13 protein-coding genes are annotated in these 14,925 nt (G+C 66.6%); 6 read left to right on the top strand and 7 right to left on the bottom strand.

Going from position 1 to position 14,925, the window contains the following annotated elements:
• Position 1 precedes the first annotated feature (1 nt).
• Positions 2-967 (top strand): enoyl-CoA hydratase/isomerase family protein, encoded by a 966-nt coding sequence (locus tag MJO54_RS19460; protein WP_064889948.1) that lies wholly within the window; start codon positions 2-4, stop codon positions 965-967.
• Between the two features lie 4 nt (positions 968-971).
• Complete coding sequence (locus MJO54_RS19455) at positions 972-3,374, top strand: CaiB/BaiF CoA-transferase family protein (RefSeq protein ID WP_240175350.1); 2,403 nt, start codon at positions 972-974, stop codon at positions 3,372-3,374.
• An 8-nt stretch (positions 3,375-3,382) separates the two neighbouring features.
• Here the strand turns inward: MJO54_RS19455 and MJO54_RS19450 are convergent, their stop codons facing one another.
• The 6 genes from MJO54_RS19450 to MJO54_RS19425 form a co-directional block, all read right to left on the bottom strand.
• On the bottom strand, positions 3,383-4,444 hold the full coding sequence (locus MJO54_RS19450) for an LLM class flavin-dependent oxidoreductase (protein ID WP_240175349.1): 1,062 nt from the start codon (positions 4,442-4,444) through the stop codon (positions 3,383-3,385).
• Positions 4,444-4,947, bottom strand: coding sequence for an SRPBCC family protein (locus MJO54_RS19445; protein ID WP_240175348.1), 504 nt, complete (start codon positions 4,945-4,947; stop codon positions 4,444-4,446). The genes MJO54_RS19450 and MJO54_RS19445 overlap by 1 nt, the downstream gene beginning before the upstream one ends.
• A gap of 12 nt (positions 4,948-4,959) precedes the next feature.
• Positions 4,960-5,565, bottom strand: coding sequence for a TetR/AcrR family transcriptional regulator (locus tag MJO54_RS19440; RefSeq protein WP_240175347.1), 606 nt, complete (start codon positions 5,563-5,565; stop codon positions 4,960-4,962).
• 123 nt (positions 5,566-5,688) lie between these two features.
• The gene (locus MJO54_RS19435) at positions 5,689-6,528 is read right to left on the bottom strand and encodes a mycofactocin-coupled SDR family oxidoreductase (RefSeq protein WP_240175346.1); all 840 of its coding nucleotides are present in this window, start codon (positions 6,526-6,528) and stop codon (positions 5,689-5,691) included.
• A gap of 35 nt (positions 6,529-6,563) precedes the next feature.
• Positions 6,564-7,766: a cytochrome P450 gene (locus MJO54_RS19430; protein WP_240175345.1), complete on the bottom strand. Its 1,203-nt coding sequence runs from the start codon at positions 7,764-7,766 to the stop codon at positions 6,564-6,566.
• 29 nt (positions 7,767-7,795) lie between these two features.
• A complete protein-coding gene (locus tag MJO54_RS19425; protein ID WP_064889952.1) occupies positions 7,796-9,094 on the bottom strand; it encodes a cytochrome P450 in 1,299 nt (432 codons plus the stop codon).
• Between the two features lie 140 nt (positions 9,095-9,234).
• Here MJO54_RS19425 and MJO54_RS19420 point away from each other — a divergent pair, with 140 nt between their 5' ends.
• Complete coding sequence (locus tag MJO54_RS19420; RefSeq protein ID WP_064889954.1) at positions 9,235-9,888, top strand: TetR family transcriptional regulator; 654 nt, start codon at positions 9,235-9,237, stop codon at positions 9,886-9,888.
• On the opposite strand, the gene MJO54_RS19415 is transcribed toward MJO54_RS19420, so the two are convergent.
• The gene (locus tag MJO54_RS19415) at positions 9,885-10,625 is read right to left on the bottom strand and encodes an enoyl-CoA hydratase/isomerase family protein (protein ID WP_046284009.1); all 741 of its coding nucleotides are present in this window, start codon (positions 10,623-10,625) and stop codon (positions 9,885-9,887) included. The genes MJO54_RS19420 and MJO54_RS19415 overlap by 4 nt on opposite strands.
• Before the next feature lie 57 nt (positions 10,626-10,682).
• Here MJO54_RS19415 and MJO54_RS19410 point away from each other — a divergent pair, with 57 nt between their 5' ends.
• The 3 genes from MJO54_RS19410 to MJO54_RS19400 are packed head-to-tail and all read left to right on the top strand — an operon-like array spanning position 10,683 to position 14,925.
• Positions 10,683-12,233, top strand: coding sequence for an AMP-binding protein (locus MJO54_RS19410; protein ID WP_046284008.1), 1,551 nt, complete (start codon positions 10,683-10,685; stop codon positions 12,231-12,233).
• Positions 12,234-12,268: 35 nt separating this feature from the next.
• Positions 12,269-13,459 carry an amidohydrolase family protein gene (locus MJO54_RS19405; protein ID WP_065040853.1) on the top strand — a complete coding sequence of 397 codons (1,191 nt, stop codon included), beginning with the start codon at positions 12,269-12,271 and terminating at the stop codon, positions 13,457-13,459.
• A gap of 2 nt (positions 13,460-13,461) precedes the next feature.
• Positions 13,462-14,925: a FadD3 family acyl-CoA ligase gene (locus tag MJO54_RS19400; protein WP_259602749.1), complete on the top strand. Its 1,464-nt coding sequence runs from the start codon at positions 13,462-13,464 to the stop codon at positions 14,923-14,925.

The raw sequence follows: 14,925 nt of genomic DNA, 5'->3' as shown, positions 1-14,925 counted from the left end.
AATGTCAGACACGCCAGGGCCTTCCGAGCGGCCGTCCGCGGAAGAGATCATCCGCTACCACAAGGACCCGGCCACCAAAATCGCCACCATCACCTTCGACCGGCCCGAATACCTCAACGCCCCGACATCATCGGCGCGGCTGCGCTACGCGGACCTGCTGCGCGGGGCCAGCGTGGACAACGACGTCAAGGTCGTGGTGATCCGTGGTGTCGGAGACAACCTGGGCAGCGGTGCGGACCTTCCCGAATTCATGGAGGGCGTCGAGGATCCCGAAAGGCGGCTGGCTGAACTGCGTTTGGAAGGCATGGACGTCAACTATCCGCCCCAGGGCACCTTTCGCAACGGCGCCACCATCAGCGCCTGGTACGCCAATGTGCAGGCCGGCAACCGTCCGCTGCAGGAGCTCAAGAAGATCAGCATCGTCGAGGCCAAGGGCTACTGCTATGGCTGGCACTTCTACCAGGCCGCCGACGCCGATCTGGTGATCTCCAGCGACGACGCACTGTTCGGCCACCCGTCCTTCCGCTACTACGGCTGGGGGCCGCGGATGTGGACCTGGGTGCAGATGATGGGGCTTCGCAAATTCTCCGAGATGGTGTTCACCGGCCGGCCTTTCACCGCCGCCGACATGGAGAAGTGCAACTTCCTCAACAAGGTGGTCCCGCGCGACCAACTCGAAGCCGAGGTCGACAAGTACGCGCTGGCCTGCGCGCGCAACCGTCCGGTCGACACCGTGTTCATGCAGAAGATGTTCTTCGAGGTCTATAAGCAGCATCAGGGTGAGTACATGGGCAGCCTGCTGTCGGCGTTCTTCGAGTCGATGGGTTCGGGTGTGGCACCCGACGCCGATGACCTGATGCTCGACGACGCCATCGAATCCGGTCTTTCTGGGGCGGTCAAGGACAACGACTCGAAGTTCCCGCCCGACTTCCGGCTGAGCAAGTCCAGTCGCAACAAGGAATCCTGACACCGTGGCGCCGCTGCACGGCTACACCATCGTCGACCTGTCCGACGGTATCGCCGGGGCCTATGCCACCAAGATGCTCGCCGACGGAGGCGCAACGGTGGTAGATGTCGAACCCCCGCAGGGGGATTCGATGCGCCGCTGGTCGGCATCACAGGCCGAGGTCGATCCCGCGTCCGGCGGTGCACTGTTCAGTTTCCTGGGCTGCTCCAAACACAGTGTGGTCGCCGACCCAGGCAACGTCGACGACATCGAGTTCGTGCATCGGCTGCTGGCCTCCGCCGATGCGGTGGTGTGGTCGCCGGACGGGGCCGTCGGCCGGCACCCGTCGTTGGCGCCGGCTGAGATCCACCGGCGGCACCCGCACCTGGTGGTCACCGCCATCACGCCGTTCGGGCTGGAAGGTCCCTGGCGGGACCGCCCGGCCACCGAGTTCACCCTGCAGGCCTGGTCCGGGGGAGCGGTCGGGCTCGGCCGCGGCTCGCAGGATCGCGCACCGGTACACATCGGCGGTCAGGTCGGCGACTGGCTCGCTGGGGCGTATGCCGCCGCGATGACGTTGGCCTCGCGGGTCCGCGCGCTGCGCGACGGCCGCGGCGAGCTGATCGACCTGTCCGGGCTGGAAGCCCAGATCCTCGGCCTGACTTACTATCCCGTCACCTACTTTCAGGTCCTCGATCACCCGTGGCGGTCCGAACGGCGGCCGACGGTGCCCGGCGTGGCCGAGGCCGCCGACGGTCTGGTCGCGCTGGGTTGCGGCACCGCGCAGCAGTGGTTCGACCTGTGTGCGATGTCGGGGCACGACGAGTGGATCGACGAGAACTCGCCGCTGTCGATCACCGAGCAGGCGAACCTGCACGCGCCGGAGCTGTACCAGTGGGTGCGCAGTCACAAGGTCGACGATGTTCGCGACCTGGCGTCGGCCTTCCGGATACCCAACTCGCCGGTCGGCAACGGGGAGAACGTGCCGACGTTTGACCACTTCCGGTATCGCGAGGTGTTCACCCGCAATCCGCGCGACGGGTTCGTCCAACCGGTACCGCCCTATCGGCTGCGCGGTGTGGCGTTACAGACGCCGACCCCGGCTCCGCGGCTGGGCGAACACACCGACTTCTACCGACAGCTGCCGCCGGTGCGCCGAGACGCCCCGGCATCGGAACCGGCCGGGGATCGGTTGCCGCTGAGCGGCATCCGGGTGCTGGACATGACCACTTTCTGGGCCGGTCCGTCGTGCACGCACCTGCTGGCCATGCTCGGCGCCGAGGTGATCCATCTTGAGTCGACCCGGCATCCCGACGGCACCCGGCTGATCGCCGGGATACCGGTCAGCGAGGAGTCATGGTGGGAGAAGTCGCCGATCTTCTCGGCGCTCAACACCAATAAGAAGGGTCTGACGCTGGACTTCCAGACCGAGGCCGGCCGCGACGTGCTGCACCGCCTGATCGCCGGCTGCGATGTCATCGTCGAGAACTTCACCCCCCGCGTCGTCGAGAATCTGGGTCTGGACTTCGACTTCGTGCAGTCGCTGCGCAGCGACGTGATCATGCTGCGAATGCCCGGATTCGGCCTGGACGGCCCGTGGCGGGATAACCCGGCGTTCGCCTACGTCATCGAGGACGTCTCCGGCCTGAGCTGGCTGACCGGCTACCCCGATCGCAACCCCTACGAGCCGTACTCGATCGGTGACCCGAACGCGGGTGTGCATGCGCTGACGGGTCTGCTGCTGGCCCTGGAGCATCGGCGCCGCACCGGGCAGGGGGTGCTGGTGGAGGCGGCGATGGTCGACGCCGCACTCAACATCGCCGCCGAGCAGGTGATCGAATACTCCGCCAACGGTGCGTTGCTGCAACGTGACGGAAACCGCGGGCCGGCGGCCGCCCCGCAGAACTTCTATCGGACCGCCGGCGTCGACGAATTCGGCAGGCAAGACTGCTGGGTAGCGATTGCGGTCGCTACCGATGGGCAGTGGGCCGGTCTGCGGGCTGCGCTGGGTGACCCGGCCTGGACTGCCGATGCGGCCTTGTCGGACGCGACCGGACGACGGGCCCGCCACGACCTGATCGACGAACAGCTGTCCGCCTGGTGCGCGAGGCGCAGCGCCGACGACGTCGTCGCAGCACTGTGGGACGCCGGGGTACCGGTCGCCAAGGTCATGCAACCGCATCGCCAGACCGAGTTGGCGCAGCTGGCCGCGCGGAACTTCTTCGAGCGGGTCGATCACCCGGTCAACGGTGCCGCTCCGCACAGCACACTGCCGGCCCGAATGTCGCAGGGCCCGAGCCGTATTCATACCCGACCGGCACCGCTACTGGGCCAGCACAATGATGAGCTGCTCAGCGAGCTGGGGCTTACCGAGGCCGAGATTGCCGCGTTGGTAGCCGATGGGGTTATCGGCAGCTCGCCGGGATAGCCGGGCAGCTACCGGCCGGTGCGCGTGATCGAGTGCACCAGCTCGATCGCGGCGCCCAGCGTGGCGATCCGATCTTCGAGGCGCTCGCCGGCCGGGTAGACCCGCACGGTGTCCACCCCGGCGTCGCACCAGAACTGCAGGCGATCGCGGACCATTGCGGGGGTGCCGATCAAGGTGGTGGCCAGCACCATCTCGTCGGTGATCAGCGCGGCGGCGCCTTTCCGGTCGCCGGCCTGCCAGCGTTCCTTCACTGCGGCGGCGACATCCGACCAGCCCTGCCGACTGTAGGCCTGGTTGTAGAAATTGGTACTGGCCGAACCCATTCCGCCCAGGCTGAAGGCCAGCTCGGTCTTGCGGCTGTCGATCAGTTCCTTCAGATGCTTGTCGTCGTCGGCGAACGATACTTCGGCGCCCTGGCAGACGTCTAGGTCCGCTCGAGTGCGCCCGGAGCGGGCCAGGCCGCTGTCGAGATGGGTGAAGTAGGCCGCGTCGGCGCCCTCGGGCACGAAGCTGGTGCCGAGCCAGCCGTCGGCGACTTCGCCGGTCAGCGTCAGCATCGCCGGGGTGAGGCTGGCCAGATACAGCGGGATCGGGTGTTCGGCGCGCATCGACAACCGCATGGGCTTGGTGGCCGAACCGAGTCGGGGGATCTGGAACTGTTTGCCGCTATAGGCGATGCGCTCGCCGGCGATCGCCTGCCGGATGATCTCGATGGTCTCGCGCATCCGGGGAAGCGGCCGGTCGAAGGACTGACCGTGCAGCCCCTCGATGACCTGGGGGCCCGAGGCGCCCAGACCGAGCAGGAACCGTCCGCCGGACAGGTTGGACAGTGTGATGGCGGCTTGGGCGATGGCGACCGGGGTCCGGGTGGACAGCTGGATGATCCCCGATCCCAGCAGCATTCGGTCGGTGCACGCGGCGTAGTAGCCCAGTGCCGAGACCGCGTCCGCCCCCCAGGCCTCGGCGACCCAGCAGATGTCTAGGCCCATCTTCTCGGCCTCGCGGACCAGCAGCTTTTGATGCTCCCAGCTGCCGACGCTGGCCGCTTCCAGCGTGATCGACGCGCGCATCAGTGCTCGGCGCGCTGTTTGAGGTGATCGAGGGTGGCCGTCATACCCGCCTCGAATTCACGCAGCCGCACGAACACGATCTTCTGTTCCTTGTCCGGCATCGCGGAGATGGCCAGCGAAAGCCCGGACGGCGCGGGCCCCAGCTGCATCCATTCGGTCAGGCGGGTGCCGGTCCCTTCCGGGACCAGGCTCAACCGCCACGACGACGTGGGGTTGTCGGGATCGCTGACGGCCCAACCGAACACCGTCATCGGTTCGAACTCGACCACTTCGGAGATCGTGGACCATTCCCCGAGGGCGGGATGCCGGTTGTACCCGGTGAATCGCGCGCCCAGCCGGGGCCCATCACCGTCGGCCCATTCGACGCGCTGGAGTTCCTGACTGCTCTCGGCGACCGCGTGGATGTCGCTGGCCAGTTCCCAGACGCGCTCCGGCGGGGCGTCGATCCAGGTGGAGACCTCCACCGTTGGTGCGTCGGCGTATACGGCCCCGGTCCATTCCATGGCGGTTTCCTCTCAGTTGCTGCCCGGGCAACCGGCCGGGTCAGCTGTGGTGCAGAACAGGGTTCGGGCGGAGACCAGGACCCGCAGCTCGCCGGCGACATCGTCCAGCGGCTGCAGGCTCGCCTCGGTGCGGCACATGATGATCGCGCCCTGCATCGCGGCGATGCACATGGTCGCCAGCCGGCCGGCCGCGTCGGCGTCCAGGCCGTCGGTCACGAAGCAGTCGATCAACCGCGTCTTCCAGGCCGCGAAGATCCGTTCGGCGTGTTGGAGCAGCGGCGAGTCGGGCCCGGAACTGACCGCGGCCGATACCACCGGGCACCCGGCGGTATAGCCGGTCTCGGTCAGCATCTTTCGCCAGAAGGCGGCCAGCCGATCGAGCACCGCGATCGGACCGCCGGCTGCGGAGCCGGTGATGAGTGAGCCGATCGCATCGCCGCCGAGTTGAACGGCTTCGTCGAGGATCTGGGCGCGTCCGCCCGGAAAGTGGTGATAGATCGAGCCGCGCTGCGCGCCACTGCGGCTCACCAGGGTGTCCAGGGTGATCCCGTCGGCGCCGCGTTCGCGCAGCAGTGCCACGGCGGTCAGCACCATCGCCTGCCGGGTGTCGCGCGCCATCGGCCGATTATGATCAGTTGCATAATCGGCCGTCAACGCATATCCAGGTCGTTGACTCTGCGCTCACCAGACAGGTCACTCGCACTTTCGCCTGGTGGACGCAGAGTCAACGTACCGAGACAGCTATTTCAGGCAGCTTCCCGCGTCGACCGGCAAGGTGACGCCGGTGATGTAGCGGGCTTCGTCGGAGGCCAGGAACAACACGGCGTTGCTGATGTCCACCGCGTCCACCCAGGGCACCGGCAGGGTGTGGAACATCTGGCAGATCGGCGCCATGTCGTCGGGACCCGGGTTCTCCAGGTCCGGGCGGAACATCTTCCAGGTGCCCTCGTTCATGATCATGCCGGTGCTGACGTGGGTGGGGTGCACGGTGTTGACGCGAATGTTCTGGTGCCCCAACTCGACGGCGAACGAGCGCATGATGCCCACCACGCCGTGCTTGGCGGCGACGTAGTTGCCGCAGTGCGGGTAGGCCTTCAGCCCGCCGACGGAGCTGGTCAGGATGATCGAGCCGCCCTTTCCGCCGGAAATGAGGTGCGGGACACCCGCTTTGACCGTTTTCCACACGCCCGACAGGTTGATGTCGATCATCTCCTGCCAGTCGTGTTCGCTGCATTGGTCCAGGGTGTCGCCACCGTTGCCGATGCCGGCGTTGGCCACGATGATGTCCAGGCGACCCAGCTCCTCCACACCGGCGTCCACCGCGGCCTTGAGTCCGTCGAAGTCGCGCACATCGACTTCGGCGGTGAAGATCCGACGGCCGCGGGCCTTGACCAGATCGACGGTCTCGGCCAGTTCCTCGGGGGTGGCCGGCGGAATGGGGGAATTTTCGACGATCGGCTTACAGACGTCGATCGCGATGATGTCGGCGCCCTCCTCGGCCAGCCGCACCGCGTGACTGCGGCCCTGACCGTGGGCCGCGCCGGTGATGAACGCGACCTTGCCCTCAACACGTCCAGCCATAGGAAAACCTCAATTCGTAACTTGTAGAAGTGGATTCATCCGACAGAAGCGGGCATGGACTCCCACCCGCGGACCGTCGAAGTCGGTGACAGTGCCGCGCTGGTGAGGTCGACGTCCCACTCGGGGAAGCGTTTGAGGATCTCCTCCAATGCGATTCGCCCTTCCAGGCGGGCCAATGCGGCACCCAGGCAGTAGTGTGCGCCCACACTGAAAGTCAGGTGCTGGCGTGCCTCGCGGTGGATGTCGAAAACGTCCCCGTCGGGGGCGAACCTGCGGTGGTCGCGGTTGGCCGCGCCGATCAGCATCATCATCACGCTGCCTTCGGGCACGGTCTGGCCGTAGTACTCCACATCGCGGGTGACGTAGCGCGCCACATGCGGTGCCGGTGGTTCGAAGCGCAACAGCTCTTCGATCGCCTGCGGAATCAACGCCGGGTTCGCCACCAACTCGCGACGCTGGTCGGGATGTTCGGCCAGCACCTTTCCGGTCCAGCCGATCAGCCGAGTGGTGGTCTCGTTTCCGGCGCCGGCCACCAGCATCACGTACATCAGCAGCTCGTCGCGGGTCAGCCGCCGGGTGGTGCCGGATTCGTCGGTGAATTCGACGTTGAGCAGTTCGGTCATGATGTCATCGGACGGGTGCTCGACGCGCCAGTCGAGATAGTCGGCGAAGATCGAACCGTCGTCGAAGCCTTCGGAGGCAACCGTCATCGGCTTGCCGGCTTCGGTGCGCATGTTGTCATTCGAGCGGTCCCGAATGATCTCCTGATCGGCTTCGGGAATGCCCACCAGCATGCCGATCACGCGCATGGGCATCTGGGCACCGAGGTCGGCAACGAAATCGAGGCGGCCGGTACCGATCAGTGGATCGAGGCAACGGGCGCAGTACTCGCGGATCTTGGATTCGAGTTCGGCGATCTTGCGCGGGGTGAACATCCGGGCCAGCAGCTTGCGGTGGATGTCGTGGATCGGTGGGTCCTCGAACAGAATCAACCCCGGCGGGATCGGGGTATTGGCCTTGATCAGCTCCAGGATCGCCCCCCGCGCCGAGCTGAACGTCTGGTGATCGACCAGGGCCTTGTTGACGTCGTCGAACCGGCTCAGCGCGTAGAAGTCGTGCTCGGCGTTGTAGTACAGCGGTGCCTCTTCGCGAAGCCGACGAAACATCGGGTACGGATCGCTGTTGAGGTCAACGTCATACGGGTCGTAGCGCGCTTCGTCGGTGGCGGTCACCGTCATGTTGTTGGTCCCTTCGGCAGAGCAGCGGTCTACAGGCCAGCGCTGACCGGAGCCGCCACCGGGGTGAATTCCAGGTGCAGTTCGGTAAGGCCGCGCAGGATGAAGGTCGGTTCGAAGGTGAACCGGCGCTCGTCGGCCGGGCCATGTTGGGTCTCGTCGAGCCGGATGTCGGTCATACGATCCAGGATTCGTTCCAGCGAGATGCGGCTCTCCGCGCGTGCCAGCGGTGAACCCGGACAGGTGTGGCTGCCGCGGGCGAACGCCAGGTGTTCGCGGACATTGGGACGGTCGATCCGCAGTTCGTGCGGGTTCTCGAATTTGCGGGGATCACGGTTGACGGCGCCGGGGAACATCACCACGACCGTGCCGGCCTTCAGCTCGACCCCGCCCAGCGTGGTGGTCTTGCGCACCAGCCGGGGGTCGGTCTTCACCGGGCTTTCCAGGCGCAGCGTCTCCTCGAGGAAGTTCGGGATCTTGCTGCGGTCGCTGCGCAGCTGCTCGACCAGGGCCGGATCCTCGGCCATGAACCGCAACGCGGCGCTGAGCAGCTTGGTGGTGGTCTCCTGGCCGGCCCCGAACAGGAAGGTGGCGCTCTTGACCACGTCGATGATCTCGGGAATAGACCCGTCCTCGTAGGTGGCGGTGGCCAGGTCGGTCAGCACGTCGGCGCGCGGGTTCTCCCGCCGGTCAGACAGGTAGCGGCTGAACTTGTCGTCCAGCCATGCCAGCGGGTCATGGGCCAGCTCTTCGTGGTCCAGCGAGCCGATGCGGGCACCGGGTTGCGGCGCGCCCAGCACCTCCTGGAAGGCCGGCCGGTCGGCCTCGGGCACACCGAGCAGATCGGCGACCACCAGCAGCGCGAACGGCCTCGCATACTCCGAGAGGAACTCGCAGCTGCCGCGCTCGATGAAGTAGTCGAGCTGGCGGTCGGCCAGCTGCCACATGAAGTCCTGGTTCTCCTTGAGCCGCTTCGGGGTCAGCAGCCGGCTCAGTATCGATCGAGCCTTGGTGTGCATCGGCGGGTCCATGGTGACCATGTGCTCGGTCATCGGCATGAGGTGGCGGTGCGCCTCGATCTGCTCGCTGATGTCGTCGCCCTCGGGGGTGAACGGCAGCGGCGGGAAAGGCCCGCCGACCGCGACCAGGTTGGAGAAGGTGTCGGAGTCGCGGTAGATCTCGTTGGCCTCCTCGTGGCCGGTTACCGCGACCACGTCGTACACGCCCAGCGGGGTGACCGGGTTCTGGGCCCGCAGGTAGTCGAAGTACGGGTGGGGATCGGGTACCAGGGACTGATCGGTGAAGAAATCGATCGTCGCGAAGTCAGTCAACGTGGACCTCTCTGCGGAACGGGCTGACAGATGCTGTGCACCTGCTTAGCATGGGCGGGGTTGGGGGGTCAAGGGTTGCGGCGCCACTACGATGGCCGCCGAAGGTGTAAAGGTGACGACCACGATGCGGAGCAAACGGCATGCCCGAATCGGCTAAGGGACAGCGCAGGATTGGCGCCCCGGACGCGAAGAACCGGACCCTGTTGCTCGACGCTGCAGAAGAGCTTCTGCTGACCGACGGCGCCGGCGCGGTCAGCTCCCGTCGCGTCGCCGAGCGGGCGGGCCTCAAGCATCAGCTCGTCCACTATTACTTCCGCACCATGGACGACCTGTTCCTGGCGATTTTCCGCCGGCGTGGCGATCAGGGCTTGGCCGAACAGGCGGCGGTGTTGGCGTCGCCGCAGCCGCTCTGGGCGCTGTGGCGATTCAACACCGATCCGGCATGGACGGCGTTGACCATGCAGTTCATCACCGTGGCCAACGAGCGCGAGGCCTTGCGGGCCGAGATCGCCAATTACGCCGAGCGGCTGCGCGCCGAACAGATCGCTGCGGTGTCCGGGCTGTTTGCCCGGTACGGCGTCGACGACGAGGAGTTCCCGCCAACGGTGCTGATGGTTCTCATGACGAGCGCCTCGCGGATGCTGATCATCGAGCAGGAGGCGCTGGGCATGACCCTCGGCCACCCCGAGACCATCGAGTTCGTCGAGCGCTGGCTGCAACGGCTCGAGGGTGACCCGCCGCCGTACGCGCCGCTCTCGGGCGTCGCGCTGGCCTCGGGACCCGTCGAGCATTAGCGCTGCTTCCTGCCCTGTTGGAGGCGATCGGCGGCCTCCCAATGCTCGTCGGCGACCCACAACCGGGCGAACGCCGCCACCGCCTCGTCCGCCGATGCGCCACCGAGCACCCGTTTGATCTCACCGGCCGACGGGTTGGCCAATGACCGGGCCAAGGCGCGCCATTCGGCGTCGAAGGACTCCCTGGGGACCACCCGATTGACCAGGCCGATGCGTTCGGCCGCCGAAGCGTCCAGCATGGTCCCGGTGCCGGCCAGCAGCAGCGCCTGACTGTGTCCGACCAATTTGCCCAGCCGCTCGGCGCCGCCCCAGGCCGGCATGATCGCCAGGGACACCTGATTGAACGCGATCTTGATGTCGGCGGCGGCGATCCGGATGTCGGCGGCGACCGCCACTTCGGCGCCACCGCCCAGCGCGTGACCGTTCAGTGCCGCGATCACCGGTGCCGGGAACGCGGCGATCCGATCGCACAGGGTGCGCATCCGCCAGGCCATGGCGGCTGCTTCGGCTTCGGTGCGCAGGGCGGCGAGCTGTTTGAGGTCGCCGCCGGAGACGAAGGCACGGTCGCCGCCGCCGGTGATCACCAGGGCCTGTGCCCCAGCGACCTTGTCCAGCGCCCGGTCGAGTTGCTCCATGGTCTCGGGGGCGATGGCGTTGCGGGCCTGGGGCCGGTCGATGGTGATGACGGCCAGGCCGTCATCGAGTTGTACGTCCAGCTCGTCCGGGTCGTGACCCATGGCTCTCCGCTCAAGATATTGGCATTCTCAAAAACGGAGAATAGCATCACGGGCAAGATGCGAAAGATTCCTGCCGACCTGGTTCGGCGTTACGAAGAGCAGGGATGGTGGACCCGCGAAACCCTTGGTGACCTGCTCGCCACCGGGTTGGCGGCCAGCTCCGAGGCAGGGTTCGAGGTGCACTCGGCGGTTCGGCCGTGGCGGGGGAGTTTTGCCGATGTGGAGCTGGTTGCCCGCCGACTGGCGGCCGGCCTGCGAGCTCGCGGCGTCGGTCCCGGTGACGTGGTGGCCCTGCAGCTGCCCAACTGGATGGAGGCCGCCGCGGCGTTCTGGGCGGCGGCGTTTCTGGGCGCGGTCGTGGTGCCGGTCGTGCACTTCTACGGTCCACGGGAACTGGGCTTCATCTTGTCCGCCAGCCGGCCGCGGGTGTTCATCACCGCCGAGCGGTTCGGGCGGATGAGTTTCCGCCCCGAGTTGTGCGCTGACATCCCGATCATCGGGGTGGTGGGTCAGAACTTCGAAGACCTACTCGCCGACGAACCGATGGCGGGAACCCTGAACGCCGACCCCGGGGCGCCCGCGTTGATCGCATTCACCTCCGGGACCACCCGCGAACCCAAGGGGGTGATCCACAGTCATCAGACCCTGTGCTGCGAGACGCGCCAGTTGCTGGCCAATTACCCCAAGGACCGCGGACGGCAGCTCACCGCCACCCCGGTCGGACACTTCATCGGCATGGTCGGGGCGTTTCTCATCCCGGTGTTGGAGGGGGCGCCGATCGATCTCGCCGACGTCTGGGATCCCGCCAAGGTGCTGGCGCTGATGGCAGAACAGGGGGTGTCGATCGGCGGTGGACCGCCGTACTTCGTCACCAGCCTGCTTGACCACCCGGATTTCACCGACGCCCACCTACAGCACATTCGCCACGTCGGCCTGGGTGGGTCGACGGTGCCGGGAGCCGTCACCCGACGGCTCGCCGACCTGGGCATCTTCGTCTTCCGCTCCTACGGCAGCACCGAGCACCCGTCGATCACCGGGTCCCGCCCGAGTGCTCCCGAGGACAAGCGGCTGTTCACCGACGGCGATGCCCGGCCCGGCGTGGAGGTGCGGTTGGCCCCGGACGGCGAAATCCTGAGCCGCGGACCCGACCTGTGCCTGGGCTACACCGACGATGCGCTGACCGCGGCGGCCTTCGACGCCGACGGGTGGTACCACACCGGCGATATCGGGGTGCTCGACGCCGACGGGTATCTGACCATCACCGACCGCAAGGCAGACGTGATCATCCGCGGCGGCGAGAACATCAGCGCGGTAGAGGTCGAGGACGTCCTGCTGGCGATGCCGGCGGTGGCCGAAGCGGTCGTGGTCGCGGCGCCGGATGCCCGGCTGGGGGAGCGGGCGGTCGCGGTGCTGCGCCTCAAGGCGGGGTGTGAGCTGCCCGCCATGTCGCAGGTGCGGGAGCACTTCGAGCGGCTGGGCGTCGCGCGGCAGAAGTGGCCCGAGGAATTGCAGGAGGTCGAGGACTTCCCGCGCACCGCCAGCGGCAAGGTGCAGAAATACCTGGTCCGCAAGCAGCTCGCCGAGAGTGTTGCAACGACACCCCTATGAGAATAAGATTCTCATGAACCGAAAAGGAGCATTTCATGGGCCAACTGTCACATCGCGTGGACGTCCCGTTCCCCTTGTTCGATGCGGATAACCACCTCTACGAGCCGCCCGAAGCGCTGACCAAGTACCTGCCCAAGGAGTACAAGGACGTCGTCCAGTACGTCGAGGTCAACGGGCGCACCAAGATCGCCATCCGCGGCCAGATCAGCAACTACATCCCTAACCCCACCTTCTCGGTGGTCGCCAAGCCCGGCGCCTGGGAGGAGTACTTCAAGTACGGCAACCCCGACGGCAAGAGCAAGCGCGAACTGTTCGGCGAGCCGATGAAGTCCATCCCGGCGTTCTTCGAGCCCGCCCCGCGACTGGAGCTGATGAACGAACTGGGTATCGATCGCTCGCTGATGTTCCCGACGCTGGCCAGCCTCATCGAGGAACGGCTGCGCGACGACCCGGTCACCATCCACGTCATCATCCACGCGCTGAACCAGTGGCTGGACGAGGTCTGGGGCTTCAACTACCAGAACCGCATCTTCACCACGCCGGTCATCACCCTTCCGATCGTCGAGAAGGCGATTGAGGAACTGGAGTGGGTGGTCAAGCGCGGCGCTCGGGCGATTCTGATCCGCCCGGCACCGGTGCCCGGCTTCCGCGGCCCGCGGTCGTTCGCGCTGCCCGAATTCGACCCGTTCTGGGAGAAGTGCGTCGAATACGACGTCTTCATCGGGATGCACTCGTCGGACAGTGGCTATTCCCGCTACACCTCCGAGTGGGACGGTGCGGTGGAAGAGATGTTGCCGTTCCAGACCAACGCCATGGGCATCCTCAACGAGTGGCGTCCGATCCAGGATGCGGTGGCCTCGTGGGTGATTCACGGTGCGTTGTTCCGTCACCCGAAGCTGAAGGTCGGCATCGTGGAAGCCGGTTCCAAGTGGATGTTCCCGCTGTTGGACTCCATGGCCGAGGTCTACCGGAAGGCGCCCGAGGCGTTCCTCGGAAACCCGATGGAAGAGATCAAGAACCGGATCTACGTCAGCCCGTTCTACGAGGAGGGCATCGACGACCTGATCAACCTGGTCGGCGTGGACCAGGTGCTCTACGGTTCGGACTGGCCGCACCCAGAGGGGCTGGCCGAGCCGACCCACTACATCACCGCGCTGTCGCATCTGCCCATCGAGGACCAGGCCAAGATCATGGGCGGCAATCTCGGTCGGCTCGTCACCGTCTAGGGGTGCCACGCTGGGAGACCATCCCCGAGATGGTCCTAAGTGTCGGCGATCGCTTCGGGGATGCCGAGGCGATCGCCGACGGCCCGGTACGGTTGAGCTTCGCTGAGCTGGCCGATCGGGTCCGTTGCGCGGCAGGAGCGTTCGCGGCAGCGGGTGTCGCCAAGGGCGATCGGGTGGCGATCTGGGCGCCGAACTCGGCGGACTGGATCATCGCCGCATTCGGGCTGCTGACCGCCGGCGGTGTCTTGGTTCCGGTCAACACGCGGTTCAAGCCGAGTGAAGCCGAGGACATCATCCGCCGCAGTGGCGCCAAGCTAGTCCTGGTGGAGAAGGGCTTTCTGGGGCTGGATTTCAGTGCCGCGCCCGGTGTTCCGGTGATCGACCTGAGATCGGATTTCTTGAGCAGCGGTTCGCCACTACAGCGCGGCGGCGCGGGCAACGACATCGCCGACATCATCTTCACCTCGGGTACCACCGGCCGGCCCAAAGGCGTGATGATGACCCACCAACAGAACCTGCGGCTCTACGCCGAATGGTGCGATCTGGCCGACCTGCGCGAGGGCGACCGGTACCTGATGGTCAACCCCTACTTCCACACGTTCGGCTACAAGGCGGGCTGTATCGCCGCGTGCATCCGGGGCGCCGCCATGGTGCCGGTGCGGGTCTTCGACGTCGACACCGTGGCCGAACTCATTGAATCCGAGCGCATCACGATGCTTCCGGGCCCCCCGACGCTCTATCAGTCACTGCTGGACGCGCGTGGGACTCGCGACCTGTCGTCGCTACGGGCCGCGGTCACCGGTGCCGCGGACATTCCGGTCGATCTGATCCGCCGGATCCGCAACGAGCTGCCGTTCCGGTCCATCATGACCGGCTACGGGCTCACCGAAGCCGGGACGGTGACGGCCTCCCGACGCGGCGACTCGTTCGAGGACATCGCGACCACGGCCGGACGGGCCTGCGAAGACATCGAGTTGCGCATCGCCGATGACGGTGAAGTCCTGGTACGCGGCTACAACGTGATGGTCGGCTACCTCGACGACCCGGACGCGACCGCCGAGGCGATCGACGCGCAAGGCTGGTTGCACACCGGGGACGTCGGCACGCTGGATGCCGCCGGCCGATTGCGCATTGTCGGCCGCAAGAAGGACATGTTCATCGTCGGCGGCTTCAACGCCTATCCCGCCGAGATCGAGGGCTTCCTGCTGGAGCATCCGGGGATCTCGCAGGTTGCGGTGATCGGCGTACCCGATGCGCGAATGGGCCAGGTGGGCAAGGCGTTTGTGGTGAGAAGTGCCGCGGACCCGCCGCTCTCCGAGACGGACCTGATTGCCTGGAGCCGCGACCGAATGGCCGGGTTCAAGGTGCCGCGCTCGGTGTGTTTCGTCGATGCGCTGCCGCTGAATGCCACCGGCAAGGTGGACAAAGCGCAGCTGGAGGCAAAGGCCCTCGAGACCGGGGCCTGA

The organism is Mycolicibacter virginiensis (assembly GCF_022374935.2).
In the GTDB taxonomy this organism is placed as follows: Bacteria; Actinomycetota; Actinomycetes; order Mycobacteriales; family Mycobacteriaceae; genus Mycobacterium; species Mycobacterium virginiense.
This window is presented reverse-complemented; position numbering and strand designations above follow the sequence as displayed.

Coding starts and splice junctions, on each gene's coding strand:
- MJO54_RS19460 (WP_064889948.1), top strand. CDS start 2: ATGTCAGACACGCCAGGGCCTTCCGAGCGGCCGTCCGCGGAAGAGATC.
- MJO54_RS19450 (WP_240175349.1), bottom strand. CDS start 4,444: ATGCGCGCGTCGATCACGCTGGAAGCGGCCAGCGTCGGCAGCTGGGAG.
- MJO54_RS19445 (WP_240175348.1), bottom strand. CDS start 4,947: ATGGAATGGACCGGGGCCGTATACGCCGACGCACCAACGGTGGAGGTC.
- MJO54_RS19440 (WP_240175347.1), bottom strand. CDS start 5,565: ATGGCGCGCGACACCCGGCAGGCGATGGTGCTGACCGCCGTGGCACTG.
- MJO54_RS19435 (WP_240175346.1), bottom strand. CDS start 6,528: ATGGCTGGACGTGTTGAGGGCAAGGTCGCGTTCATCACCGGCGCGGCC.
- MJO54_RS19430 (WP_240175345.1), bottom strand. CDS start 7,766: ATGACGGTGACCGCCACCGACGAAGCGCGCTACGACCCGTATGACGTT.
- MJO54_RS19420 (WP_064889954.1), top strand. CDS start 9,235: ATGCCCGAATCGGCTAAGGGACAGCGCAGGATTGGCGCCCCGGACGCG.
- MJO54_RS19415 (WP_046284009.1), bottom strand. CDS start 10,625: ATGGGTCACGACCCGGACGAGCTGGACGTACAACTCGATGACGGCCTG.
- MJO54_RS19410 (WP_046284008.1), top strand. CDS start 10,683: ATGCGAAAGATTCCTGCCGACCTGGTTCGGCGTTACGAAGAGCAGGGA.
- MJO54_RS19405 (WP_065040853.1), top strand. CDS start 12,269: ATGGGCCAACTGTCACATCGCGTGGACGTCCCGTTCCCCTTGTTCGAT.